Genomic DNA, 25807 nt, shown 5'->3' with positions numbered 1-25807 from the left:
CGCCAGTGGGCGGGGAGGAATTACCATGCGGTTGTCGACGATCGATCTGGTCGTGGTCGTAATCTATGCGATCGGCATCTTCGGCCTTGCCCAATGGGTCAGCCGGGACAAGGGGGGCCGTGAAAAGGACAGCTCCGATTATTTCCTGGCATCCAAGTCGCTGCCATGGTGGGCGATCGGCGCGTCGCTGATCGCCGCCAACATCTCGGCCGAACAGATCGTCGGCATGGCGGGATCGGGCTATGCCATCGGCCTCGCCATCGCGTCTTATGAATGGATGGCGGCGCTGACGCTGCTGATCGTCGGCAAGTTCTTCCTGCCGATCTTCCTGCGCAACGAAATCTACACGATGCCGCAGTTCCTCGAGCAGCGGTACGGCCCGTCGATCCGCACGCTGATGGCGGTATTCTGGCTGGCGCTGTACGTGTTCGTGAACCTGACCAGCATCATCTGGCTCGGCTCGATCGCGGTGACGCAGGTCGCGGGCGTGGACCAGACGGTGGCGCTGGTCGGCCTTGGCCTGTTCGCGCTCCTCTACCAGATCCGCGGCGGGCTGAAGGCGGTGGCGCTGACCGACATCGTGCAGGTCACGCTGCTGGTGTTCGGCGGCCTCACTATCTCGTACCTCACTTTGTCGCAGATCGGCGGCGACGCGGGTGTCCTTGGCGGCTTCCACGAACTGACCCGGCGCGCGCCCGAAAAGTTCGACATGATCCTGTCGGCCGACAATCCCTTCTACAAGGATCTGCCCGGCCTGTCGGTGTTGATCGGCGGCATGTGGATCGCGAATCTGAGCTATTGGGGCTTCAACCAATATATCATCCAGCGCGCGCTGGCCGCCAAGTCGCTGCCCGAGGCGCAGAAGGGCATCGTCTTCGCCGCGTTCCTCAAGCTGCTGATGCCGCTGGTGATCGTCGTGCCGGGCATCGCCGCCGTCGTGCTGGCCCCCGACCTCGCCAAGCCCGATGAAGCATACCCCACGATGATGCGGCTGCTGCCCTCGGGGCTGCTCGGCCTCGTCTTCGCCGCGCTGATCGCCGCGATCATCGCGTCGACCGCGTCGAAGATCAATTCGATCGCCACCATCTTCACCCTCGACCTGTACGCCAAGCGCACCAGCGAGAGCGGGGCGATGGACGCCGTGCAGGAACGCAAGCTGGTCCGCATCGGTCGCATCGCCGCCAGCGTCGCGATCCTTATCGCGATTCTCGCTGCCCGGCCGCTGCTGGGCGGCGCGGATCAGGCGTTCCAGTTCATCCAGGAATTCTCGGGCTTCTTCACGCCGGGCATCACCGTCATCTTCCTGTTGGGCCTGTTCTGGAAGCGCGCGACCGAAGCCGGGGCAATCGGCGCGGCGATTTCGTCGGTATTGCTGTCGTGGCTGCTTCGCACCGTCGCGCCCGGCATCCCGTTCATGGACCGGATGGGGATCGTGTTCCTGCTCAGCCTCGCGCTGGCGGTCGTGCTGTCGCTGGCGATGAAGGGGCGCGGTGACGCCAATCGCATCACCATGGACGGCGTGCGCTTCGGCACCTCGACCGGCTTCAACATCGCCGGCGTCGGCGTCATCCTGATCCTGATCGCACTGTACGCGACATGGTGGTAAGCCCGTTCATCGCCCTCGACTGGGGCACGACCAATCGGCGCGCATACCGGATCGAGGACGGGCGGATCGCGGCGACGCTGCGCAGCCCGCAGGGGGTTTCGACGACGCCGGCCGATGCCTATCCGACCGAACTGGCGGCGATCCGGGCGGAGCTGGGCGACCTGCCCGTCCTGATGGCGGGCATGGTCGGATCGACCATCGGCTGGCGCGTCGCCCCCTATATCGCGGTGCCGGCGGGGATCCACGACATCGCCGCCGCGCTGACGTGGATCGACGACCGCACCGCGATCGTGCCCGGCCTGTCGTTCACGCAAGGCAGCCACGGCGACGTGATGCGCGGCGAGGAGGTGCAGTTGCTCGGCGCCGCGCTCGCCGGACAGGTGCCGGCGGACGCGCTGCTGTGCCAGCCGGGCACCCATTGCAAATGGGTCGAGCTGACCGGCCACCGCATCACCGGCTTCACCACCGCGATGACCGGGGAGTTGTTCGCGCTGCTGCGCGCGAACGGTGTCCTCGCCCCGCAACTCGCCGCGCCGGTCGCCGCCGGCGATGCGTTCCGAGAGGGTGTGCGCGAAGGGGCGAAACGCGACCTCGCCGCCAGTCTGTTCGGCATCCGCGCGGCCCATGTACTGGGCCTGCGCGACGATACGGATGCTGCGTCCTATGCCAGCGGCGTGCTGATCGGCAGCGACGTCGCCGCGCGGATCGGGGATGGGCGCGACGTCCACCTCGTCGCCGATGGCGATCTCGCCACGCTCTACGCCACCGCCATCCACGAACTGGGCGGCCGCGCCCTTGTCAGCGGGTGCGAGGTGGCCTTTATCGCCGGCATCACCCAAATCCGAAAGCTGTCCGCATGACCCACCGCGAATCGTTCGACGCCGCCTTTGCCCGCTGCCCGCTGGTCGCGATCCTGCGCGGGGTGCAACCGCACGAAGCCGAAGCGATCGGCGACGCTCTGCTCGACGCCGGCTTCACCATCGTCGAAGTGCCGCTGAACTCGCCCGATCCGTATGAGAGCATCACCCGCCTGTCGAAGCGGCTGGAGGGCTATGCCGTGGTCGGCGCGGGCACGGTGCTGACCGTCGAACAGGTCGAACAGGTCGAGGCGGCGGGCGGCACGCTCATCATCTCCCCCAACGCCAACACCACCGTGATTTCGGCGGCGGCCGAGCGCGGGCTGGTCGCGATGCCCGGCATCGCCACCCCGACCGAAGCCTTTGCCGCGCTGGACGCCGGTGCCGCCGCGCTGAAGCTGTTCCCTGCCGAAGCCGCCAGCCCGGCCGTGATGAAGGCGATGCGCGCCGTCCTGCCGCTGGGCGTGCGGATGCTGCCGGTCGGCGGCATCGTGCCGTCGGTGCTGGACGACTGGCACAAGGCCGGAGCGGCGGGCTATGGCCTCGGCTCGGCGCTGTACGTACCGAAGATGGACGCGGCGACTGTCGGCGAACGCGCGCGGGCATTCGTCGCCGCGTGGAACGCGCTGGAGGGTTAGGAGAAGGTCGCAGTGTCTATGGACTCCCGCCTTCGCGGGAGTGACGAAAATGGTGGGTCAACCGCCGCGCCGAAAGGTGCCAACCGGTTGCTCCCGGCAACCGAACGCAGGCTGGCGAGTTCCCCCGGACATGCCGACCCGCGCCCTTCGCACCAGCGACGCCTCGCCCCTGACCCGCGCCCTCCCGATCCTGTGCGCGATTTCGCAGTTGCTGACGCCGCTGCTGCCCGGCATCGGTATCGGTCGCAGCATCGGCGAACAGTCGAACATGGTGCGCACGCTGGTGACGCCCGCCGGCTGGGCATTCGCGATCTGGGGTGCGCTCTACACCGGTACATTGGTGTTCGCGGCGTACCAGGCCCTGCCCCGGCAACGCGGCAATCCGTTGCTGGCCCGGTTGCGCCTGCCCGCTGCAGGGGCGTTTTTCGGCAACGCTCTATGGGCGGCCTATACGCAGGTCTTCGGGCTGAGTTTCCCGTCGGCGATCATCATCCTGTTCACGCTCGCCTGCCTGATCGCGACCCTGCGGACCTTTTCTGCTTGGCCGCACGGATTTTCGGCCGGGGAGCGGTGGTGCGCCGCGCTGCCGCTGACCGCGCTCACCAGCTGGCTGACGGTCGCGTCGATCGTCAACATCGCCGCGACCCTGCGCTTCCATGGCGTCGATGGCGGGTCAGCGACGCCGCTGATCGCCGCGCTGCTGCTGTTCGTCGCGGGTGCGATCGCGGCGGCGGCGCTGATCGCGACGCGCGGCTGCCCGCCCTATGCGCTGGTGTTTCTGTGGGCGCTGGCCGCGATCTGGGCGGCGGGCGGACAGGTGGCGGCGCTGGTGGCGCTCGCCGTCCTTGTCGCCGCGCTGCTGATGGTCGTCGGAACGTTTATCGGCCTGTCGCGCGGCGGGGTGCGGCACTGGCTGGGGCGGTAGCCAGAAAAGCAAATCCGCTCCGTCACCCCGGATCATGTCCGGGGTGACGAGTAAGGTGAATTAGCTCGCGCGCAGCGGTCCCAGGTCGCCCAAGCCAACCGTCCCGCTAGCCATCGCCAGCATCCGGTCGAGCGATACCTTCGCCTTGAGCCGCAACCCTTCCTCAATCTCGATACGCGGGCTGAGGTCGCGCAGGGCAATATAGAGCTTTTCCAGCGTGTTGAGCGCCATGTACGGGCAGATGTTGCAGTTACAGTTGCCGTCCGCGCCCGGTGCGCCGATGAAATTCTTGTTCGGCAGCGCCTTTTCCATCTGGTGGATGATGTGCGGCTCGGTCGCGACGATCAGCGTGTCGCCGGGGAAATCGGCGGCATAGGCAAGGATGCCGCTGGTCGACCCGACATAATTGGCATGGTCGAGGATGATCGCCGGGCATTCGGGATGCGCCGCGACCGGGGCGCCCGGATATTGCGCCTTGAGCTTCAGCAATTCGGTCTCGCTGAACGCCTCGTGCACGATGCACACCCCCGGCCACAACAGCATGTCGCGCCCGGTCTTGCGCATTAGATACCCGCCCAGATTGCGGTCGGGGCCGAAGATCACCTTCTGGTCGGCGGGCAGTTGCGACAGGATCTTTTCCGCCGAGGACGAGGTGACGATGATGTCGCTGAGCGCCTTCACCTCGGTCGAGCAGTTGATATAGGTGAGCGCGATGTGATCCGGATGCTGCGCGCGGAAGGCGGCGAACTGGTCGGGCGGACAGCTGTCCTCCAGCGAACAGCCGGCATCCATGTCGGGCAGGATCACCGTCTTGTCAGGCGACAGAATCTTAGCCGTTTCCGCCATGAAGCGCACGCCGCAGAACGCGATGACATCGGCATCGGTCGCCGCCGCCTTGCGGCTGAGGTCGAGGCTGTCGCCGACGAAGTCCGCCAGGTCCTGAATCTCGGGCCGCTGGTAATAATGGCCGAGGATGACGGCGTTGCGCTCACGGCGCAGCCGGTCGATTTCGGCCAGCAGGTCGGTGCCGGTGGGCAATTCGGTGCGCGCGTTCATCATCGTCTCCCTGTGGATGGCGGCCATGCCATCCCCATATCCGTTCGTGCTGAGTAGGGGCTGAGCGAAGTCGAAGACCCGTATCGAAGCACCTTGTGGCGGTCCTTCGATACGCCGCTTCGACAAGCTCAGCGGCTACTCAGGACGAACGGTGCAACTTGTCCTGAACAGCCCCCTACAGCGACGCCTCTGGCTTGTCATCGCCGATTGCCGAGCACCTCGGCAGGAGGGGTCGATACGTCCCAGCGCTCGCCGTCCCGCCGGCCCCGTTCGGCCGGGAAGGTGACTACCACCCGCACATCGCCCTCGCCCGCCGCCGCCAGCGGAGCGGCCAGCACCCGCGCAAGGCTCGCCCGCGCCAGTTCGCGCGCCTGCGCCAGCCGCTGCGGGCTGCGCGCCTCACGCTCGGCACGGCTTTGCGCCACCGTCGACACCCGCTGCGCCAACGCAGCTGCTGCCTCCCGCGAGACATAGAGGCCGTTGGTCTGCATCAGCGTCCGCCCCGCTTCGTCGATGTTCGGCCGGGCGACGGTCACGTCGGGGGCGTCGACCACCAGCGTACGGGTATCCGCCGACCAGCTCAGTTGCCCGTCGCCGATCCCGCCCAGATCGACGAAATAATCGACCGAATAGGGCATCTTGACCACCTGATCGCTGCGCAGCCAGCCGAAACCGCGCACGTCGCTGGCCGTCGCCTGCAATGTACCGGAGAGCGACGCGACCTTCAGCACGCTGGCACCCGACAGCCGCGCGGTGATGATCCGGGTTACCGCCTGCCCGCTGTCGGGTTCGGTGGTGACGGCGTATTTTTCTTCATAACGCTGCCACAGGACCCAGCCGCCGATCGCCAGCGCCAGCAGCACCACGACCGCCACGCCCAGCCGGATCGCCTGCGGCCTCAATTGCGATGCCATGTCGCGCCCTCCTGCCGCACGATTCCGCGCCGTTCCATGTCGATCAGGTGGGCCAGCACCGACCGCTCCGCCGCGCCGAGCAATTTGGGGTGCAGCCCGACATACATGCCCGCGACCATCGCCGGGATGTCGTGGGTGCCGCGTTCGATGGCGCGGGCAATCTGCCCCTCGCGCTGCTTGCGGTGGCCAAGCATCCCGCGCACCAGCCGCCGGGGATTGTCGACCTGATCGCCATGCGCCGGGTAATAGACCCGATCCTCGCGCCCCAGCAGCTTGTCGAGGCTGGCCATATAATCGCCCATGTCGCCATCGGGCGGCGAGACGATCGTCGTCGACCAGCCCATGACGTGATCGCCGCTGAACAATGCGCCGCTTTCGGGGAGCGCAAAGGCGAGATGGTTCGACGTGTGCCCCGGCGTCGCGACCGCGATTAGTGTCCAGCCGTCGCCTGCCACCGCCTCGCCATCGGCCAACACGCGGTCGGGGCGATAGTCGACATCGAACGCCGCATCGGCGCGCGGGCCGGCATCGTCCATCGTCAGCGGTGCACAGCCGATAATCGCCGCGCCGGTCCGCTCCGCCAGCGGCCTTGCGCCCGGACTATGGTCGCGGTGCGTATGGGTGCACAGGATCGCCGCGACATCGCGCCCGCCGACCGCGGTGAGCAGCGCGTCCAGATGCACGTCGTCGACCGGCCCCGGATCGATGATCGCCACCGCGCCGCTGCCGCCGACGACGAAGCTCTGCGTACCGGTATGGGTATAGGGCGATGCGTTGCGCGCCAGCACCCGCGTCACCAGCGGTTCGAGCGGCTGGGCCATGCCAGGGGGGAATTCAGCCATTGCCGTGCGAGATGGCGGCTGTGCGCACGCGATGCAAGACGATGGGCCGGCCGGCGTGTTGCCGACCGGCCCTGTCGCGAACGAACGGGGCAGAACGTCCGCGAACTCCTGGGGATCAGTCCTTCGAAGCCATTTCTTCCTGCACTTCGCGGATGCTGTCATCGATGCCTTCCAATGCGCTCTGGCGTGCCTCGGCCGGCATGTCGCCGTTCGCCGCGATCGAGGCACGCGCCGCACGCAACCCGGCCAGCGCCGCCTGCATCCCCTGCCGGGCATAGGCTTCGCCCTGCATCGCCTGCGCCTGCCCCTGCGCCGCCCGTGCCGCGCCGAGCGCTGCCAGCTTCGCGCCCTGCTGCGCCCGGAACTCCGCGTCACGGGTGATGATCCGGATGCGATCGGAACAGACGACGGTGATCTGCTTGCCGCCTTCGTTGCGGGTCAGGCTGGTCTGCGTGCCGGGGCCGCAATTGGCGTTCACGACGCGCATTTCCGGAATATCGTTGACCGTCTGGCCCAACAGCTTGCCTTTGGCATCGAAGCGCTGGACGACGATCTTGCGCACTTCGCCATCGGCCGGCGCCGGCGTCCGGACCAGCTTGATCGCGGCGGGCAGGGCGGGATCGGCAGGATCGGCGGGCGATGCCGGCTTGGCGGGTTTGCCGGGTAGGGCCGGCTGGGCAGCGGCCGGCGCGATGACGGGCATGGTGGCGGCCTGTGCCGGTACGATCGCGGCAACCGGGGCAAGAGCCTCCGCCGCCTGTGCATCGACGCGCGCGATATCGACGCCGGTCGCGGTTTCGACCTTCGACCGGATCGTCTCCGCCGCCTTCGTCCCCGATGCGGTCAGGCCGAGGCCGATGACGGCGAGGGTCAGGGTAGCACCACCGGCGATGCGGCGGGTGGCGGGCGACATCACCCGGTGCTTCGACAACATGATGAGTCTCCCTTTCAGTTCATGGACGCCGTGCAGGTGGCAGGCGGCGGACAGCGCCTGGCCATGCGCCGACTTGACGATGGCGGTGGCATAGGCGTGGCGGACTTGCGGCGTGGCGCGGGCCAGCACCATCGCGTCGCACGCCATTTCCTGATCGGCGCGAAAGGCACGGAAGGCGCGCCACGCGACCGGATTGAACCAGTGGCAGCCAAGCACCACCAGCGCGACCCAGTTCGCAGCCAAGTCGCCGCGGGCATGGTGGCCCAATTCGTGCGCCAGCGCCAACGCCTGCTCGCGATCGTCGTAGCGTTCGCGGAAATCGACCGGCATCGCGACGTAGCGGCGCAGCACCCCGAAGGCGAGCGGCCCGGCGGCATGGCGGCTCTCGATCATCTGCACATGGCCGCCCGCCAGCCCCTTGGCCCGGCCCGACGCCAATATCCGTGCGCAGAAGCGGCTGTGCTGCACGATATGCCATGCGACGAAGGCGACCGCGCCCAGCAGCCACAGCGCGACGACGATCAGCGGGACATCGGCCATGCCCCAGCCCTGCGGCAGCGCGGGCACCTCGGCGACAGGCACGCCCAGCATGATGACGCCGGGTTCGGTGGCCGCACCGATCGGGTTGAACTCCACCGGGCGCCAGTAATCGGGAATGGGCGGCAGGACCATGCGCAGTGCGGGCAGCGCCCACAGCGCATAGGCCACCTGCGGACCGAAGCGCCGCGCGACGGGGCCGCGCAGGCCCAGCACCAGCAGCATCAGCAGCGTCGTCGCCGCGATCGTTTCCACCGCCCATCCGATCATTGTTTCAGCGCCTTCAACAGAGCCTCGATCTCGTCGATTTCACGCGCGCTCAACTGGTCGCGTTCGGCCAGGTGCGCGACCAGCGGCGTCAGGCTGCCACCGAACAGCTTGTCGATGAACCGCTGCGATTCGCCCGCGACATATTCCTCGCGCGCGACCAGCGGACGATAGCGATAGCGCCGCCCGTCTTCCTCCGCACCGACGACGTCCTTCGCCAGCAGCCGCCCGAGCAGCGTCTTGACGGTGTTCGCGGTCCATCCCCGTGCCGGGGCGACGCGTTCGACCACCTCCTGCGCGGTGAGCGGGTTCCTGTCCCAGAGCACTTCCATCACGGCGTGCTCGGCATCGCTGATTCGTTCGGCCATGGGTCATGACTACACCCGTGGTCATTTCGTTTACAAGCGTAATCTTCGTGCGCCACCGCGCCTGTCGGGATCGTTTACAGCCGGTTCCCAGACCGGGAAGCGGTTAACCAAGAAATCGTCGCAAAACCGCCGCTGCGCGAAACTGGCACATGGTCTGCAAGGATAATGGCACCCGACGCGTTCGCGCTTCAATTCGGGCGGACCGGCAGCATCCCCCCCTGGCGCCGGTCCGCCCACCCCGGGTCCCCCTGCAGCATCGGTGGTTCCCCTGACCCGCCAACCCCGATATTACGCGCGGCACCACAGCCGGAGCGTACCCCCTTGATCCTATCCACCCTCGCCGCCGCCACCGGCGATGTCGGCATGGCCGCCGGCCATATCCGCTATGTCGATCTGGGACTCGATCCGGTCGCGCTGAACCTCGGCTTCTTCCAGCTGAAATGGTATTCGCTGGCCTATATCACCGGCATCCTGGCGGGCTGGTGGTATCTGCTCAAGCTGCTCGACCAGCCGGGTGCGCCGATGGCGCGGCGCCATGCCGACGACTTCGTGTTCTACGCGACGCTCGGCATCATTCTGGGCGGACGGCTGGGCTATGCGATCTTCTACGCGCCTGAGATGTTCGTCGACCCGATCAAGATCCTGCGGCTGTGGGACGGCGGCATGTCGTTCCATGGCGGCATGGTCGGGCTGATCCTCGGCATCTGGTGGCTGGCGCGCAAGCATGGCCTGCGTGCGCTCAGGGTCGCGGATTACGTCACCTGCGTCGCGCCGATCGGCCAGTTCCTCGGCCGAATCGCCAATTTCGTGAACGGCGAGCTGTGGGGCAAGCCCAGCGACGCGCCATGGGCGATCGTCTTCCCGCGCACCGTGGCCGGCGGCCTCGACCCCGCGCGCCATCCCAGCCAGCTCTACGAGGCGCTGGGCGAAGGGCTGATCCTGTTCCTGGTCCTCGCCTTTCTCTTCTGGCGCACCGATGCGCGCTACAAGCCCGGCTTCCTGCTCGGCACCGGCATGGCCGGGTTTGGCGTCGCGCGCTTCATCATCGAATTCTGGCGCGAGCCGGACGCGCAGTTGGTGGAATTCGCACAGGCGACGGGCTTGCACATGGGCCAGTGGCTGACGCTGCCGATGATCGCGATCGGCATTTACCTGATGATGACGTCGAAGCGGCGCCGGGTCCGCGTCGAACCGATCGCGGGGTCGGAGAGCGTGGCTTGAGCGAGCCTGTCGTCACCGCCGCCGACCCCGCCCTGCCCGAACGGCTGGCCCGCGCGATCACGCTGGCCGGGCCGATCAGCCTCGCGCAGTTCATGGGCGCGGCCAATGCCCATTATTACGCGACGCGCGATCCGCTGGGCGCGAACGGCGACTTCACCACCGCGCCCGAAATCAGCCAGATGTTCGGCGAGCTGATCGGCCTGGGCCTCGCCGACAGCTGGGACCGGGCGGGGCGTCCGGCGGCGCGCTATGTCGAGTTCGGCCCCGGTCGCGGCACGCTCGCCGCAGATGCGCTGCGGTCGATGGCGTCGGCGGGCTGCACGCCGCCGGCCCATCTGATCGAAACCAGCCCGACGCTGCGCGAGGAACAGGCGAAGCGCGTGCCGGACGCCGAATGGGCGGTCGATCTGGTCGGCCTGCCCGAGGACGGCGCGCTGCTGGTCGTCGCCAACGAATTCTTCGACGCGCTGCCGATCCGGCAACTGGTGAAGACGGCGGATGGTTGGCGCGAGCGGCTGGTCGCGTGTCAGGACACTTTGTTCCTGCCGGTAATGGGGCAGCGGGGGTTCGATCCGATCATCCCGCCAGCATTCCGCGATGCGCCCGTCGGATCGGTGCTGGAAACCGCGCCCGCCGCCGTCGCCGTCCTGCGGCAACTGGCGAAACGGATCGTCGCGCAGGGCGGCTGCGCGATCATCGTCGACTATGGCTATGCCGGCCCGGCGCTGGGCGACACGTTGCAGGCGGTGCGCGGCCATGGCTTCGTCAACCCGTATGACGATCCGGGCGAACAGGACCTGACCGCCCATGTCGATTTCGGCACGCTGGTCGAGGCGGCGCGCGCCGAGGATGCCGTCGCCTATGGCCCGGTCGATCAGGGCGCGTTGCTGAAAGCGCTGGGCATCGATGCGCGGACGCAGGCGCTTAGCCTTCGCAGCCCGGAGCGTGCCGAGGCGCTGCGCGCCGATCGCGACCGGCTGGTGGAGGAGGAGCAGATGGGAACGCTGTTCAAGGCGATCGCGATTACGTCGCCGGGCTGGCCGGTGCCGGCGGGGTTCGCCGCATGACGCCCACCTTGCGCGACGCGACGCCCGCCGATGCCGCGCTGCTGGCAGGGATCGGTGCGCAGACCTTTGTCGAGACGTTCGGCCATCTCTACGCCCCCGACGACCTCGCCGCCTTCCTGACCAACCACGATCCGGCCAAATGGACGGCGGAACTCACCGACCCACGCTATCATGTCGTGCTGGCCATGGCCGGGGACGAAGCTGCGGGCTATGCCAAGCTCGGTCCGCCCTCGCTACCGTTCGAACCGACCGGCACACCAATCGAACTGCGCCAATTCTATGTCCGCAGGCCATGGCAGGGCAGCGGCCTCGCCGCGAAGATGATGGAACATATGCTGGCCAAGGCACGGGCGACCGGCGCGGACGAACTCTATCTGTCGGTGTTCATCGACAACGCCCGCGCGCGGCGCTTCTACGAACGCTATGGCTTCGTACGCGTCGGCCGCTACGACTTCATGGTCGGCAACCACCGGGACGAGGATGACGTGATGCGGGTGGCGCTATGACGGTCGAAGTGTTGCGCAGCGCGGCGCTGGACGGCGTGGCGCACGGCTTTCTGGGGCGGCGCGGCGGGGTGTCGACCAGGGTCGTTGCCGGCCTCAACACCGGTCTCGGATCGGGCGACGATCCCGCCGCCATCGCGGAGAACCGCGCGCGGGCCGTCGCGGCGGTACTGCCGGGCGCGGCGCTGTGCGGGCTGTATCAGGTCCATTCGGCCTCGGTCGTCCGTGTCCTCACCGCCTTTCCCGACGGCGAACGGCCGCAGGGCGACGCGATGGTCACCGAACGACCGAACATCCTGCTCGGCATCCTGACCGCCGATTGCGCGCCGGTGCTGCTCGCCGACCGGGAGGCAGGTGTCGTCGGCGCGGCCCATGCCGGGTGGAAGGGCGCGCTGGCCGGCGTCACCGATGCGACCATCGCCCAGATGGAAAAGCTCGGCGCCCGCGCCGATCGCATCGCCGCCGCTGTCGGCCCCTGCATCGCGCGAGCAAGCTACGAGGTCGACATGGGCTTCGTCGAACGCTTCTGCGCGACCGATCCGGCGAACGAGCGCTTCTTTGCCGAGAATCGCCCCGGCCATGCCCGGTTCGACCTCGAAGCCTATGTCGTCCATCGCCTGGCCGCGGCGGGCGTGCGGCGGATCGAGGCGCTGGGGCAGGACACCTATGCCCAGGAGGACCGGTTCTTCAGCTTTCGCCGGGCAACGCATCGGGGCGAAGCGGATTATGGGCGGCAGCTGTCGGTGATCGGGATCGCCTCATAATCATCGTCATCCCGGCGCAGGCCGGGATCCGTTGTGTCGGATGCTGGCGATCCTGCCGCAACGTCACCCCATCCATGGATTCCGGCCTTCGCCGGAATGACGGGCGGACATTGCAACCCGATTTGGTTTCTGCCGTAACTATCGCTACGCTCACCCGAAAATAGGAGAGAGCCCCGTGACCGACGAAACCGAAGCAGACCTGACCGGCGTCCCCCCGCGCCGCCGCCCCAAGCCCCCGATCGACACCGTCGGCGGCCGCCGGTTGAAGCCCGCCACGCTGATGATGGGCCATGGCTATGACCCGGTGCTGTCCGAAGGATCGCTCAAACCGCCGATCTTCGCGACATCGACCTATGTCTTTCCCAACGCCGCCGCGGGCAAGCGCCATTTCGAAGGCGTGACCGGCAAGCGGCCGGGCGGTGCCGAGGGCCTCGTCTATTCGCGGTTCAACGGCCCGAACCAGGAAATCCTCGAAGATCGGCTGGGCGTGTGGGAAGCGGCGGAGGACGCGCTGGTCTTTTCCAGCGGCATGTCGGCGATCGCGACGCTGTTCCTGTCGATGGTGCAGCCGGGCGACACGATCATCCATTCCGGGCCGCTCTATGCTGCAACCGAGACGCTGATCGGCCGCGTGCTGGGCCGCTTCGGGGTCAAGTATCTCGACTTCCCGGCGGGTGCCACGCAGGACGAGATCGAGGCCGTGCTACGACAGGCCGGCGGCCGCGTGCCGCTGATCTATCTCGAAAGCCCGGCCAACCCGACCAACGCGCTGGTCGATATCGAAGCGGTCGCCGCCGCGCGTGACGCGGCATTCGGCACCGGTGACGACAAGCCGCCGATCGCGATCGACAACACGTTTCTGGGGCCGCTGTGGCAGCAGCCGTTGCAACACGGTGCCGATCTGGTCGTCTATTCGCTGACCAAATATGCCGGCGGGCACAGCGATCTGGTCGCGGGCGGCGTGCTGGGGTCGAAGGCGCATATCAACACCATCCGATCGATGCGCAACACGATCGGCACGATCTGCGACCCGAACACGGCGTGGATGCTGCTGCGCTCGCTGGAGACGCTCGAACTGCGCATGAGCCGCGCGGGCGAGAATGCCGAAAAGGTCTGCGCCTTCCTGCGCGACCATCCCAAGGTGGAGCGTGTCGGCTATCTAGGCTTTCTGAAGGACGCCGCGGGCATGGAGCGGCAGGCCGACATCTATGCCCGGCACTGCACCGGCGGCGGGTCGACCTTCTCGCTCTATCTGAAGGGTGGCGAACGGGAAGCGTTCGCGTTCCTCGACGCGCTGGTCATCGCCAAGCTGGCGGTGAGCCTGGGCGGCACCGAGACGCTGGCCAGCCATCCGGCGGGGATGACGCATTTGTCGGTGCCCGACGCGCGGAAAGCCGCGCTGGGCATCACCGACAACCTCGTGCGCATCTCGATCGGGGTCGAGGATGCCGACGACCTGATCGCCGATTTCGAACAGGCGCTGGCGGCGATCTGACTGGTCGGGCACGTAAATCCAACCGTTCGTGCTGAGTAGAGACTGAGCTTGTCGAAGGCTCGTATCGAAGCACCTTCCGCAGTCCTTCGATACGCCGCCTCGACAAGCTCAGCGGCTACTCAGGACGAACGGTTGAACGCTATCTCGCAGGGATCGGTCGGTTAGCCCCCACCGATCCCTGCGGTCACCTTATCCCATGCCGCCACAACGCGGGCACACATCCTCGCCACTACGCGGCGCACCGGGCAAGGCATCGTCGCCGGCGTTCATCGGATCGGTCATGCACTTCTGTCCGCCACGATAGCGCAACAATGGTCGACAGCGCGGGGAAGCTCCGGCATGACCGCTCGCCTTATGGCACCCCGTTTCGCCTTTACCGTCACCGCCACGTCCGGCCGCGCCCGCACCGGCACCATCGCCATGCAGCGTGGCGACATCCGCACCCCCGCCTTCATGCCGGTCGGCACCGCTGCCACCGTCAAGGCGATGAAGCCCAGCGACGTACGCGCCAGCGGGGCCGACATCCTGCTCGGCAACACCTATCACCTGATGCTGCGGCCCAGCGCCGAACGCGTCGCGCGGCTGGGCGGGCTGCACGCCTTCATGGGCTGGGACCGGCCGATCCTGACCGACAGCGGCGGCTATCAGGTGATGAGCCTGTCCGAACTGACCAAACGGTCGGAGGATGGGGTGGAGTTCAAGAGCCACCTCGACGGCACCCGCCACCTGATGAGCCCCGAACGCTCGATGGAAATCCAGCGGCTGCTGGGCAGCGACATCGTGATGGCGTTCGACGAACTGGTCCCGACGACCTCGACGCGGGACGTGCAGGCGCGGGCGATGGAACGCTCGATGCGCTGGGCACGCCGCAGCCGCGCCGGGTTCGATTCGGGCGAGGACCATGCCGCCCGCGCCGCCCTCTTCGGTATCCAGCAGGGCGCGCTCGACGAAGGTCTGCGCAAGGCGTCCGCCGACGCGCTGATCGACATCGGCTTCGACGGCTATGCGGTCGGCGGCCTCGCAGTGGGCGAGGGGCAGGCGGCGATGTTCGGCGTGCTGGACTATGCGCCGCAGCAGCTGCCGGTGGACAAGCCCCGCTATCTGATGGGCGTCGGCAAGCCCGACGACATCGTCGGCGCGGTCGAACGCGGCATCGACATGTTCGACTGCGTGCTGCCGACCCGTTCGGGCCGTACCGGACAGGCGTTCACCCGTTCAGGCCCGATCAACATCCGCAACGCCAAGTTCGCCGAGGATCTGGGACCGATCGATCCCGACTGCGCCTGCCCGGTATGCCATGGCCACAGCCGCGCCTATCTCCACCACCTCGTCCGCGCAGGCGAGATATTGGGGGCGATGCTGATGACCGAGCATAACCTTTATTTCTATCAGGCGTTGATGGCCGACCTGCGCGCCGCGATCGCGAACGATACGCTGGCGGTTTTTGCCGACGATTTCCGGGCACGCTACACCGCCCCCAAGCATTGAACCCCGAGAAGAGGGAGAGGATCATGACCGACAAGACCGACCTGAACGAAGTGACCGCCGCCGCCAAGGAAGTGAAGCGCGTCGCCGATGCCGCCGCCGAGACCAAGCAGCCGTCGAAGGGGCAGCCATGGCCGCTGGTGCCGATCGGTATCGGCATCGGATCGGCCGCGCTGGCCGCCGCGCTGCTCTACGCCAATTCGGGGCGCAAGAAGGGGTGACCGGTCCGCTCCGTCATTGCCGCGAAGGCGGGAATGACGGAGCATTATAGGTCAACCGTCTCTTCGTAACCGACGATACGTTGACACTCCGGGGCGATGCGGCCCACACCCTGCCGCATCATCCGACCGGAGAGTAACCCCCATGCGTTTCGGCCTCGCGCTGCTGATCTCGACCGCCCTGCTCAGCCCCGCTTATGCGCAGCAGCGCCCCGCCCCGGCGGCCCCCGCCGCCAGCGCGACCGTCCCCCCGATCGCCTATACCGAACGCACCCTCGTCAACGGGCTGCGCGTCTATGCCATTCGCGACACGTCGAGCGCGAACGTGTCGGTGCAAGTGTGGTACGATGTCGGGTCGAAGGACGATCCCGCCGGTCGGTCGGGGTTTGCGCATATGTTCGAGCATCTGATGTTCAAGGCGACGCGCAACCTGGTGCCCGAACAGCTCGACCGGCTAACCGAGGATGTCGGCGGATACAACAACGCGTCGACCGCCGACGATTACACCAATTATTTCGAGGTGGTGCCCGCCAACCACCTGCAGCGCCTGTTGTTCGCCGAGGCCGACCGGATGGCGACCCTGGTCGTCGATCCCAAGACCTTCGCGTCGGAACGCGAGGTCGTGAAGGAGGAGCTGCGCAGCCGCATCCTGGCGCAGCCCTATGGCAAGCTGTTCGGCCTGTATGCGCCGATGGTGTCGTACAGCCGCCACCCCTATGCCCGGCCCGGCATCGGATCGATCGCCGATCTGGACGCGGCGACAATCGACGACATCCGCGCCTTCCACGCGACCTATTATCGGCCCGACAATGCGGTGCTGGTAGTCGCGGGCAATTTCGATCCCGCGCAGCTGAACCGCTGGGTCGACCAGTATTTCGCGCCGATCGCCAAACCCAGCCGCCCGATCCCGCGCGTGACCATCGACGAACCGGTCCGCCAGCAACCGGTGACGAAGACGGTCTATGAGGCGAACACGCCGCTGCCCGCGATCCTCATCAGCTATCCACTGCCGCCGGCCAACCATCCCGATCAGGCGGCGCTGAAAATCCTCGACGCGATCCTGTCGGGCGGCGACAATTCGCGGCTGCACCAGAGCCTCGTATACCGTGACCAGATCGCGCAGGATGTCGGCGTACAGCTCGATGCCAAGCAGGGTCCGGGCACGCTGTCGCTCTACGCCATCCTTGCCGGCGGCAAGTCGGTGGCGGACGGCGAAGCGGCGCTGAAGCGCGAGGTCGCCAGCCTGATCGCGACGCCGCCGACTGCGGCCGAACTGACCGAGGCGAAGAACGAGATCACCACCGCCGAACTGCTGTCGCGTGAAACCGCGGAAGGGAAAGCGTCGGCACTGGCGCAGGGCGTGATCGTCGAGCGTGACCCGCAGGCCGCCGACAAGGCGCTGGCCGCGATCGGGCGCGTCACCGCCGCCGATGTGCAGCGCGTCGCAAAAACCTGGCTGGCCAGCAACCGCGCCGCCACGATCCGCTACCTGCCCGACACCGCCAAGCCGGCAGGTGCCGCCAGCGACACCATCGCCATCGCCAACAGCGTCGTCACCGCGCCGCTGGCGGTGCCGCCGGGCATCGCGATCCACACGCCTGCCGCCGAAGGGCAACGCATCCTGCCGCCCGCCCCCGGCGCACCGGTACAGGTCGCGATCCCCGTGCCGGTCGAACGCCGCCTGCCCAACGGAATGCGCGTCGTACTGGTCGAGAAGCGCGGGGTGCCGGTCGTCACCGCCGCGCTGGTCGCGGACGGCGGCGCGGCGAGGGACCCGAACGGGCGTGCCGGCGTAGGCGAACTGACGGCCGGGCTGCTGACGCAGGGGACGAAGACCCGGTCGGCGACCGAGATCGCCCGCGCGGTCGAATCGCTGGGCGGCAGCATCGGCAGCGGCGCCGGCTGGGATTCGCAGAACGTCACGCTGACCGTGGGATCGGCACAAGCCGCGCCGGCGCTCGGCATCCTCGCCGACGTCGCGCGCAACCCGGTGTTCGCACAGGACGAGATCGACCGGCTGCGCACGCGCACCATCGACGGGGTCAGCGTCGCGCTGACCGATCCGGGGCAGTTGTCGGGCCTGATCGCCGACAATGCGGTGTTCGGCGAATATTCGGGCTATGGCCATCCCGCCAGCGGCACGCCGACCACGCTGAAGGCGATCACCCGCGCCGACGTGAAGGCCGCTTATAATGGCGCGTGGCAGCCGGAAAAGACGACCTTGGTGCTGGTCGGCGACCTCGGCGCCGCCGACGGGATGGCGCTGGCGCAGCGGCTCTTCGGCGACTGGCGGTCCAGCGCATTGCCGCTCGCCCCGCCCCGCGGCCCGGCCCTTCCACCCTCGCCGCAGTTGAGCACGCGGGTGATCGTCGTCGACATGCCCGGTGCCGGACAGGCCGGCGTCGTCGTCGCCCGCCCCGGCATCCGGCGGAGCGACAGCACCTATTTCCCCGCCGCCGTCGCCAACGCCACGCTGGGCGTCGGTTTCTCGTCGCGGCTGAACCAGGAAATCCGCATCAAGCGCGGCCTCGCCTATGGCGCACGCTCCGAGCTGGACGCGCGCCGCGACGGCGGGGTGGTGAGCGCATCGACCCAGACCAAGAACCCGTCCGCGCCGGAGGTGGTGAAGATCATCACCGACGAGATGCGCCGCATGGGGGCCGAACCCGCGCCCGAGGCCGAACTGGCGACGCGCAAGGCGGTACTGACCGGCAATTTCGGACGAACGATCGAACGGACGAGCGGCATTGCCGGCACCATCGTCACCTATGTGTCGGACGGGGTGCCGCTGGCGCGCATCGCGACCTTCCTCCCCTCGATCGAGGCGGTCGGACCGGCGGCGGTGCAGCAGGCGGCAGCGCAGGTCATGGACCCGAAGGTGGCGAGCATCGTCGTGGTCGGCGACGCGAAACAGTTCCTCGAACCGCTCCGCGCCGCCTATCCGCAGCTGGTGGTGATCCCGGCGGCGTCTGTCGATCTGGGCCGGGCGGATTTGGGGGCGGAATAGGGGCGTATCGTCACCCCGGATTTGATCGGGGGTCCGGCGCACGGTGAGGACCGTGCGCAAGTCTACTCGACCGTATTCCCGCGCAGGCGGGGGTACGGACGGGTTCAAAGGTAGGGTTTTTTGCAAAGATTCCTCGCTTGGCCGGGGTAACGGCAAGGCGTGCTGCGCGTCCCGAATCTTGCGACTTTCGATACCATTTGCCGCTACAGGCACCCCATGGCGGCCCTTCCCCCCAGATACCGGCGCGCACGCAAGTTCGGCGGTGCTGCCCTGCTGCTGGCCGGCGGGGCGATCGCCGTGCGAGCGGGGCTTGCCGCGCGCGACCATCGCGATCCGCCCGCGCCCCCCCCGGCCATCGCCACCGGCTATGAGGCCGACGACCATTTCCCGGGTGCCGCGCAATTGCTGCTCGACGCACCGGTCCGGCGGGGGGAAACCGGCACTGCGCCGCTCCCGGCGCTGCCGGCCAATGTCGACGCCGATGTCGGCGATGCCTCGATCCAGCCCGCGCGACCTTTCGTACTGCGCGGCAGCCAGCTCGACCGCGCCCGCGCGCTGCAATGCCTGACGACGGCGATCTATTATGAGGCGGGCAACGAACCCGATGCCGGGCAGCGCGCCGTCGCGCAGGTCGTGCTGAACCGCGTGCGCCACCCGGCCTTTCCCGCCAGCGTGTGCGGCGTGGTGTTCCAGGGGTCGGACCGGCCGGTCTGCCAGTTCAGCTTCGCCTGCGACGGGGCAATGGCGCGGGTGCCGGCGCCGTCGGTCTGGCTGCGGTCGCGCCGGGTCGCCGCCCGCGCGCTGTCGGGGGATGTGTTCGCCCCGGTCGGTCTCGCCACCCATTACCATACCTATGCGGTCACCCCGTCGTGGAACCGCGCGCTGGTGATGACCGGCGTGTTCGGCGCGCATTTCTTCCACCGGTGGAAGGGGTGGTGGGGCACCCCCGCCGCCTTTACCGACCGCTATATCGGCATGGAGCCGTCGCCCGGCCCGCTCCGCCCGCTGCCGCCGACGACGACGTTGCTGGTTGTGCCGGTCGAGACGATACCGCCGGTGCCGCCGTCCGTCGTGTCGCCGCCGACGCCCGCCCCCAACCCGACGCCGATCGCGGAATCCGGGAACACACTGCCGCCGGAATCGCCGATGCTCGACAAATGGAAGGACTCGGGCAAACCGCTGCGGTAGAGCATGATGACTCCAAGCCTGCCCGTTCGTCCTGAGTAGCCACTGAGCGAAGTCGAAGGGGCGTATCGAAGGACTGCCACCAGTGCTTCGATACGGGTCTTCGACAAGCTCAGCCCCTACTCAGCACGAACGGATAGGTTTCAGGTCATGAGGGTCTAGGAAGTGTCGTCCCTCTCCCGTCGACGCCCCGGCGAAAGCTGGGATGACGTCTGGTTCGAAACGACAAGGCCGGCATCCGATCACGATGTAACCCCACGTGACTTTCCGCGACCAGCCCCCTACCTGAACGGCAACCAACCGGAGTGTCCCCCATGTCGCTGACCGTCGCCGTCCAGATGGACCCCCTTGCCGGCATCAACATCGCGGGCGATTCGACCTTTGCGCTGATGCTGTCGGCGCAGGCGCGCGGGCACCGGCTGTTCCATTATGCGCCCGAGGAGCTGAACCAGTCCGGGGACCGGGTGTGGACGCAGGCCCGGCCGGTGACGGTGCAGCGCGTCGTCGGCGACCATTTCGCGTTCGGCGATCCCGTAAGCCTCGACCTGGGCGAGCAGACCGATGTCGTGCTGATGCGGCAGGACCCGCCCTTCGACCTCGGCTATATCACCGCCACGCACCTGCTGGAGCGGATCAGCGACCGAACGCTGGTGGTCAACGACCCGGCATCGGTGCGCAACGCGCCCGAAAAGCTGTTCGTCCTCGACTATCAGCGCTTCATGCCGCCGACGCTCATCACCCGGTCGGTCGAGGAGGCCCGCGCGTTCCTGAACGAACATGGCTCGATCGTGGTGAAGCCGCTGCACGGCAATGGCGGCAAGGCGATCTTCAAGATCGATGCCGATGCGCAGAACCTGTCCTCGCTGATCGAGGTGTTCAACACCGCGTACCGCGAACCGCATATGGTGCAGGCGTTCCTGCCGGCGGTGGCCAAGGGCGACAAGCGCATCGTGCTGGTCGACGGCGAAGTCGCGGGCGCGGTCAACCGCCTGCCCGGCGCGGGCGAGATCCGGTCCAACCTGGCGGTCGGCGGGACGGCGGCCAAGACCGAACTGACGGACAAGGAACGCGAAATCTGCGCGGCGCTCGGGCCGGAACTCAAGCGGCGCGGGCTGATCTTCGTCGGGATCGATGTCATCGGCGGCGAATGGCTGACCGAGATCAACGTGACCTCCCCCACCGGCATCGTCGCAATCGAGAAGTTCGACGGGACCGATGTGGCGGGCATGATCTGGGACGCGATCGAGGCGCGGGTGGCGGCGAAGTAAACGCCCGGCCTCGCGAAAACCTGCCCCGCCACGAACGTCACCTCGGCGCAGGCCGGGGTCTCCCGGTAATCGCGCGGGGCAGAAGCCGCGAGAGACCCCAGCCTGCGCTGGGGTGACGTTCGTGGCGGTTGATCGACGCAGGCACGCGGCACCTCCAACGGCACGAAACCCCGGCCCGGACGTTCCCAACCCCCATGACGACCTTCATCCTCGATGCGATCGCGCGCGGTGGCTATCTCGGCATCTTCCTGCTGATGGCGCTGGAGAATGTGATCCCGCCGATCCCGTCGGAGGTCATCATGGGGCTGGGCGGCATGGCAGTGGCGCGCGGCGACATGGCGATGGTGCCGCTGCTGCTATGGGGCACGGCGGGCACGACCGCCGGCAATTACTTCTGGTACGCGATCGGGCGGCGCTTCGGCTATCACGGGTTGAAGCCGTTCGTCGACCGCTGGGGCCGGTGGTTGACCGTCGAGTGGGAGGATGTGGAGAAGCTGCACCGCTTCTTCCGTAAACATGGCGGCAAGACGGTCTTCCTCTTCCGCTTCATGCCAACGTTCCGCACGATGATCTCGCTGCCCGCCGGCATGGCCTGTATGCCGCGCTGGCGCTTTTTCCTGGCGACCTTCACCGGCAGCGTCATCTGGAACGCCGTGCTGGCCTATGCCGGGCTGTGGCTGGGGTCGAATTTCGAACGGCTCGACCATTATGTCGGGCCGGTCGCGATCGCGATGTCGGCGGCGATCGTGATCGGGTACATCTACCGCGTCATCACGTGGAAACCACGCGCGGAGCGGTGATCTGGTCGTACCGGACCACCGCCATTTTCCTTCAGCGCAGCCGCAGCGCCTTCAGCACATCGGCCCACGATACATATTTGAAGTTCTGCGTATCGGGGGCGTTGTCGCCGTCCTGCGCGACCATCAGCCCTTTGCGGAACCTCGGGCCGAAATCGCCGAGGATCAGGTCGATGCCGTCGGTGTCGCTGGTCCCGTCGATCGACCCGCCGCCGATGCGGAAGCGCCCGGCATGGGTGACGCCGGGCAGGCGATAGAGGGTATAGGCATTGTCGCCCTGGCTGCTGACGACCAAATAGCCGCCGGTGCGCCCGGCCGGGGCCAGCGCCAAGCCCTCGGCATCGGCGACCAGCGTCGTGCCGTCGACCTTGGCGATGGCGGTGCCCTCGACCGGGGCGGCGGGATCGGCGGCGAAGCGCCACAGCCCGACATCCTCCTCGGCGACGTAGAGCGTGCCCGTCCGGTCATCGACCACGCAGCCCTCGGCCTGGGTGCCGACCTTCATCGACCGCACGGTGCGCACCACCGGCGTCGCACCGCCCAGCTCGATCGACACCTGATCGATCCGCCCGTCCTTCATCACGACGAAGCCGAACAGCGCCTTGTCCGCCTTGCGGGTCCACAGGCACATGCCGTACGCCTCGCCCGCGCCGACGGGGAAGCGCCCCATCGGCACCAGCTTGCGGCCCATAGTGTCGAGCGTAAACAGCGCGACATGCGCCTGCGTTTCGTCGGCGCGGTCGCTGGCGGCGGCGATCACCCGGCCGCCAATGTCGCGCAGGTCGACATTGTTGAGCCGCGCGGCCGGCGTAAAGCTCAGCCGCTTGCCCGACAGGTCGTACACATGGATGCCGGCCTTCTTGTCGGTGCCGATCACCAGGCTGGCGGCGGGATTGCGCCGGTTGCGCCAGATGGCGGGATCGTCGGCGGCGTCGGCGGCGGTGTCGACCGGATCGGTTTCCGCCGCCGCCGCGACCATCGGAGCGGCAACCGGCGTCGCGGCCGGCGGGGGCGTCATCGCACACCCGCCGAGCAACGCCGCCGCAAGGGCGAGCCGCCGCATCAGAAGTTCACCCGCACGCCGGCCTGATAGCGGCGGCCGAACGTCTCGCGCTCGATCGTGTAGCGCGTATCGCGGACGTAGCGACGGCCGGGACCGTTCAGCAGGTTGCTGAAATTGCCGAACAGTTCGACATTGCGGCCGATGGCATAGCGCACCGACGCGTCGAGTTCGTCATCCTTCGCCCAATAGAAATCGCCGCCATCGACGCCGCGATTGACGCCGTTGATGACCTGGAAATCGCCCAGATCGTCCAGCCAGCGCGAGCGGTTCTGATACTGGACCCGCGCCGAGAAGCCGTATTTCTCGTAATAGACGCCCAGATTATAGACCGCGTCCGAGGCACCGGGCAGCGGTACGCGGCGACCATCGGGCGTCTCGGCGCGGCTGCGGTTCAGCGTGGCGTTCAGCTGCACGCCGAACCCGCCGACCCAGTCGGGCAGGCCGAGGTCGCCGACGAACGGATCAAGCTGCTGCTGGATCGCGCCTTCGATGCCGAGAATCGACCCGTTGCCGCCATTGTCGATACCCGAGAATACATATTGCGAACGGTCGAAGCCGTTGGAGTTTAGTATGTCGCGGCCGAAGGTCCGGCTGGTGTCGAACAGCACGTTGCGCAGCCGCTTGTAATAGGCACCGAACGACAGGAAGCCGCCGGTCGCACCATAATATTCGACATAGGCGTCGACGCCCATCGCCTTTTCGGGCTTCGCATCGGGATTGCCGCCCGAAATCGTCAGATTCGCGTCGTTGAAGGTCAGGTTCGGGCGAAGCTGGTCGTAGTCTGGCCGGGCCGCACCGGTGCTGAACGACAGCCGCGCCTTCATCTGGTCAGTCACGTCGTAATTCACGTGCAAACTAGGATAGACCAGCGTTTGACTTGTTTTGACTTCAAGGCGTTGTGGCCCGGCACCGAACGCAGCAGAGTCGTTGCGAATATGCTCGATCCGCAGGCCGCCAATGACATTGCCCCAATCGGTGGTGACGGTGGCCATACCGTATGCCGAATAGATACGCTCGTTCACGTCGTACAGGTTGGCGGTCTGGTCGACATAGCTGCCGACCGTCTTCGCGCGGTCGACTAGGTCGAGGATCTGGTCGCGCCCGAAATACTGGAAGGTGTAGCCGAGCGGCAGCTTGCCCTGGAAGGCGCCGGGGATCGCGATCTGGCCGTACCCGGTGGGGATGCCCGCCGCGCTGAACTGTGCCGCACTGTTCAGTTCCAGCAGGCGTTCGTCGACCGACTTCGTACGGTCGTCGAAGCGCAGGCCGAAGGCGAAGGTGGTCTTGTCGCCCAGCAGGGCGTCGACGTCGTGCTGCACATCGACCCGCGCGGTATAGGCGTCGGTCGTGTCGGCGGCGAGCAGCGAGCGCAGCCGGGCAAGCGAGCGCGGGAAATCCTCGATCGCCGTCACCCGCGCGCCGCGTGCGAAGGTGCCGTTTGCGTTGCGGATGGTGCGGTACAGCTCGATCTTCGCCAACTGCGGATCGGTGAAGTCGTAGCCGACGGTCAGGCGGTTGGCGGCATTCGCGCCGTTGGTGCCGAACGACGGGCTGTCATAGTTCAGCTGCGCCGGCTGCGTGCGGTCGTCGATCGAGCGGGTATAGTTCGCGCGCCACGACACGCGCCACGTGTCGAGATCATGGTCGCCGCCCAGCGTGTTGGTGAACACCGACTGCTTGTACGCGCGGACCGTGAAGTTCGAGTTCAGGTCGATGCCGTACACCGTGCCCTTCAGCGGGGTGTTGCCGGTGCAGACATCGGCATAGCCGGTGGTGTTCGCCGCCGGGGTGGCGTTCACGGTACAGGCAGCGGTCCCGGTCGGCACGCGCGACTGCTGGTCGTCGAGGTCGACGATATAGTTGTTGCGCTGTTCGTCGTCCTGGAACGCCGAATAGATGGTTTCGGCAAAGATGCGGTGGCCGGGCGCCGGCTTCCAGTCGAGCCGGGTCGACAGCGCATAGTTCTTGCGGACGAGGCGATAGAGCTTGTTCTCGGTCTCGCGCGCCCAGATGCGGTCGGCGAAGCCCGGACGACGGTCCTGATCGACGCTTTCCCAATCGGTTTCGAAATTGTCGGTCACCATGCCACGGCGGTACAGGCTGGCCGACGAGGCGATGGCGAACTCGCCGATGCCGGTGTCGAACCGGTCGGACACGACCAGCGACCCTTCGAACTCGCGCCGGTCGCCCAGTTCGACCAGCCCATATCCGGCCTTGCCCGCGACGTGGAAGCCGTCCTGATCGAAGCCCGAGCGGGTGATGATGTCGACATTGCCCGAAATGGTTTCACCGACCATGTCGGGCGTCACCGCCTTGCGCACGATGATCTGCTTGGCGATCGCCGAGGGAATGGAATCGAAGCGCGCGGCGCGTCCTTCGGGGCTGACGACGTTGACGCCGTCGAACGACAGCGTGGTCCAGCGCTTGGGCGCGCCGCGCAGGTTGACGTAGCGCGCCTGGCCCTGGTCGCGTTCGACGCCGACGCCGGGCAGGCGGCTGATCGCCTGCGCGACGTTCTGGTCGGGCAGGCGGCCGACCGCGTCGGACGCGATGACCGACACCAGCGCCGGGCTGTTGCGCTGGATTTCCAGTGCGGCCTGTTCGGATTCGGCGATCGGGCGGGTGCCCTGCACGACGATTTCCTGCCCTTCTTCGTCGCCCGGCACGACGTCGGCGACGACCGGCGTCTCCTCCGGCGGCGCGGCAAAGGCCACCGCCGGCAGGATCGCGGCACCGCTCAGCAGCGCACGCACGAAAACGGCCCGCGTGGACCGCGCGAAGATTGCAACC

Annotated in this window: 22 protein-coding genes; 15 read left to right on the top strand and 7 right to left on the bottom strand. The window is 67.5% G+C overall.

The features are described from left to right. Window positions 1-25: 25 nt before the first annotated feature. From ASE83_RS08305 to ASE83_RS08290, 4 genes are all read left to right on the top strand, one after another. Window positions 26-1606, top strand: coding sequence for a sodium/sugar symporter (locus ASE83_RS08305; RefSeq protein ID WP_055788117.1), 1581 nt, complete (start codon window positions 26-28; stop codon window positions 1604-1606). Further along, window positions 1597-2466, top strand: a complete 870-nt coding sequence (locus tag ASE83_RS08300) for a 2-dehydro-3-deoxygalactonokinase (protein ID WP_055788114.1) — start codon at window positions 1597-1599, stop codon at window positions 2464-2466. The genes ASE83_RS08305 and ASE83_RS08300 overlap by 10 nt, the downstream gene beginning before the upstream one ends. Beyond that, window positions 2463-3101: a 2-dehydro-3-deoxy-6-phosphogalactonate aldolase gene (locus tag ASE83_RS08295; RefSeq protein WP_055788110.1), complete on the top strand. Its 639-nt coding sequence runs from the start codon at window positions 2463-2465 to the stop codon at window positions 3099-3101. Before ASE83_RS08300 ends, ASE83_RS08295 begins: the two co-directional genes overlap by 4 nt. 130 nt (window positions 3102-3231) lie before the next feature. Next, window positions 3232-4026 carry a hypothetical protein gene (locus ASE83_RS08290; protein WP_055788108.1) on the top strand — a complete coding sequence of 265 codons (795 nt, stop codon included), beginning with the start codon at window positions 3232-3234 and terminating at the stop codon, window positions 4024-4026. Window positions 4027-4086: 60 nt separating this feature from the next. Here the strand turns inward: ASE83_RS08290 and nadA are convergent, their stop codons facing one another. The 5 genes from nadA to ASE83_RS08265 form a co-directional block, all read right to left on the bottom strand. Next, complete coding sequence (gene nadA / locus ASE83_RS08285) at window positions 4087-5109, bottom strand: quinolinate synthase NadA (protein ID WP_443024311.1); 1023 nt, start codon at window positions 5107-5109, stop codon at window positions 4087-4089. Between the two features lie 170 nt (window positions 5110-5279). Further along, the gene (locus tag ASE83_RS08280; RefSeq protein WP_055788105.1) at window positions 5280-5996 is read right to left on the bottom strand and encodes a DUF4230 domain-containing protein; all 717 of its coding nucleotides are present in this window, start codon (window positions 5994-5996) and stop codon (window positions 5280-5282) included. Next, the gene (locus tag ASE83_RS08275; RefSeq protein ID WP_055788104.1) at window positions 5981-6838 is read right to left on the bottom strand and encodes an MBL fold metallo-hydrolase; all 858 of its coding nucleotides are present in this window, start codon (window positions 6836-6838) and stop codon (window positions 5981-5983) included. The genes ASE83_RS08280 and ASE83_RS08275 overlap by 16 nt, the downstream gene beginning before the upstream one ends. Window positions 6839-6953: 115 nt before the next feature. Next, window positions 6954-8579, bottom strand: a complete 1626-nt coding sequence (locus ASE83_RS08270) for a M56 family metallopeptidase (RefSeq protein ID WP_055788101.1) — start codon at window positions 8577-8579, stop codon at window positions 6954-6956. Further along, window positions 8576-8944 (bottom strand): BlaI/MecI/CopY family transcriptional regulator, encoded by a 369-nt coding sequence (locus ASE83_RS08265; RefSeq protein ID WP_055788098.1) that lies wholly within the window; start codon window positions 8942-8944, stop codon window positions 8576-8578. The genes ASE83_RS08270 and ASE83_RS08265 overlap by 4 nt, the downstream gene beginning before the upstream one ends. 321 nt (window positions 8945-9265) lie before the next feature. Here ASE83_RS08265 and lgt point away from each other — a divergent pair, with 321 nt between their 5' ends. The 11 genes from lgt to ASE83_RS08210 all read left to right on the top strand — a co-directional run bounded on the left by lgt (window position 9266) and on the right by ASE83_RS08210 (window position 21957). Next, window positions 9266-10165: a prolipoprotein diacylglyceryl transferase gene (gene lgt, locus ASE83_RS08260; protein WP_055788095.1), complete on the top strand. Its 900-nt coding sequence runs from the start codon at window positions 9266-9268 to the stop codon at window positions 10163-10165. Then, window positions 10162-11232: a class I SAM-dependent methyltransferase gene (locus ASE83_RS08255; RefSeq protein ID WP_055788092.1), complete on the top strand. Its 1071-nt coding sequence runs from the start codon at window positions 10162-10164 to the stop codon at window positions 11230-11232. Before lgt ends, ASE83_RS08255 begins: the two co-directional genes overlap by 4 nt. Further along, window positions 11229-11738 carry a GNAT family N-acetyltransferase gene (locus ASE83_RS08250; protein ID WP_055788090.1) on the top strand — a complete coding sequence of 170 codons (510 nt, stop codon included), beginning with the start codon at window positions 11229-11231 and terminating at the stop codon, window positions 11736-11738. Before ASE83_RS08255 ends, ASE83_RS08250 begins: the two co-directional genes overlap by 4 nt. Next, the gene (pgeF, locus tag ASE83_RS08245; protein ID WP_055788087.1) at window positions 11735-12499 is read left to right on the top strand and encodes a peptidoglycan editing factor PgeF; all 765 of its coding nucleotides are present in this window, start codon (window positions 11735-11737) and stop codon (window positions 12497-12499) included. Before ASE83_RS08250 ends, pgeF begins: the two co-directional genes overlap by 4 nt. 175 nt (window positions 12500-12674) lie before the next feature. Further along, entirely contained in the window at window positions 12675-13994 is a 1320-nt protein-coding gene (locus ASE83_RS08240) for a cystathionine gamma-synthase family protein (RefSeq protein ID WP_055788084.1), read from the top strand. 354 nt (window positions 13995-14348) lie between these two features. Then, the gene (gene tgt / locus ASE83_RS08235; protein ID WP_055788081.1) at window positions 14349-15482 is read left to right on the top strand and encodes a tRNA guanosine(34) transglycosylase Tgt; all 1134 of its coding nucleotides are present in this window, start codon (window positions 14349-14351) and stop codon (window positions 15480-15482) included. A gap of 23 nt (window positions 15483-15505) precedes the next feature. Beyond that, window positions 15506-15700, top strand: coding sequence for a hypothetical protein (locus ASE83_RS08230; protein ID WP_055788078.1), 195 nt, complete (start codon window positions 15506-15508; stop codon window positions 15698-15700). A 142-nt stretch (window positions 15701-15842) separates the two neighbouring features. Beyond that, window positions 15843-18704, top strand: a complete 2862-nt coding sequence (locus ASE83_RS08225; RefSeq protein ID WP_055788075.1) for a M16 family metallopeptidase — start codon at window positions 15843-15845, stop codon at window positions 18702-18704. 216 nt (window positions 18705-18920) lie between these two features. After that, entirely contained in the window at window positions 18921-19892 is a 972-nt protein-coding gene (locus ASE83_RS08220) for a cell wall hydrolase (protein WP_055788072.1), read from the top strand. Between the two features lie 311 nt (window positions 19893-20203). Next, a complete protein-coding gene (gene gshB / locus ASE83_RS08215) occupies window positions 20204-21157 on the top strand; it encodes a glutathione synthase (RefSeq protein WP_055788069.1) in 954 nt (317 codons plus the stop codon). Between the two features lie 194 nt (window positions 21158-21351). Next, on the top strand, window positions 21352-21957 hold the full coding sequence (locus ASE83_RS08210) for a DedA family protein (RefSeq protein ID WP_055788066.1): 606 nt from the start codon (window positions 21352-21354) through the stop codon (window positions 21955-21957). Between the two features lie 31 nt (window positions 21958-21988). Here ASE83_RS08210 and ASE83_RS08205 read toward each other — a convergent pair whose 3' ends face one another. Both ASE83_RS08205 and ASE83_RS08200 read right to left on the bottom strand, forming a co-directional pair. Further along, a complete protein-coding gene (locus ASE83_RS08205) occupies window positions 21989-23017 on the bottom strand; it encodes a phytase (protein WP_055788063.1) in 1029 nt (342 codons plus the stop codon). Further along, window positions 23017-25770: a TonB-dependent receptor gene (locus ASE83_RS08200; RefSeq protein ID WP_235513270.1), complete on the bottom strand. Its 2754-nt coding sequence runs from the start codon at window positions 25768-25770 to the stop codon at window positions 23017-23019. Before ASE83_RS08200 ends, ASE83_RS08205 begins: the two co-directional genes overlap by 1 nt. Window positions 25771-25807: the final 37 nt, after the last annotated feature.

Source organism: Sphingomonas sp. Leaf32, from assembly GCF_001421765.1.
GTDB lineage: Bacteria > Pseudomonadota > Alphaproteobacteria > Sphingomonadales > Sphingomonadaceae > Sphingomonas.
Note: the sequence above shows the minus strand (reverse complement) of the source record. Positions and strands in the feature narration are given on the sequence as shown.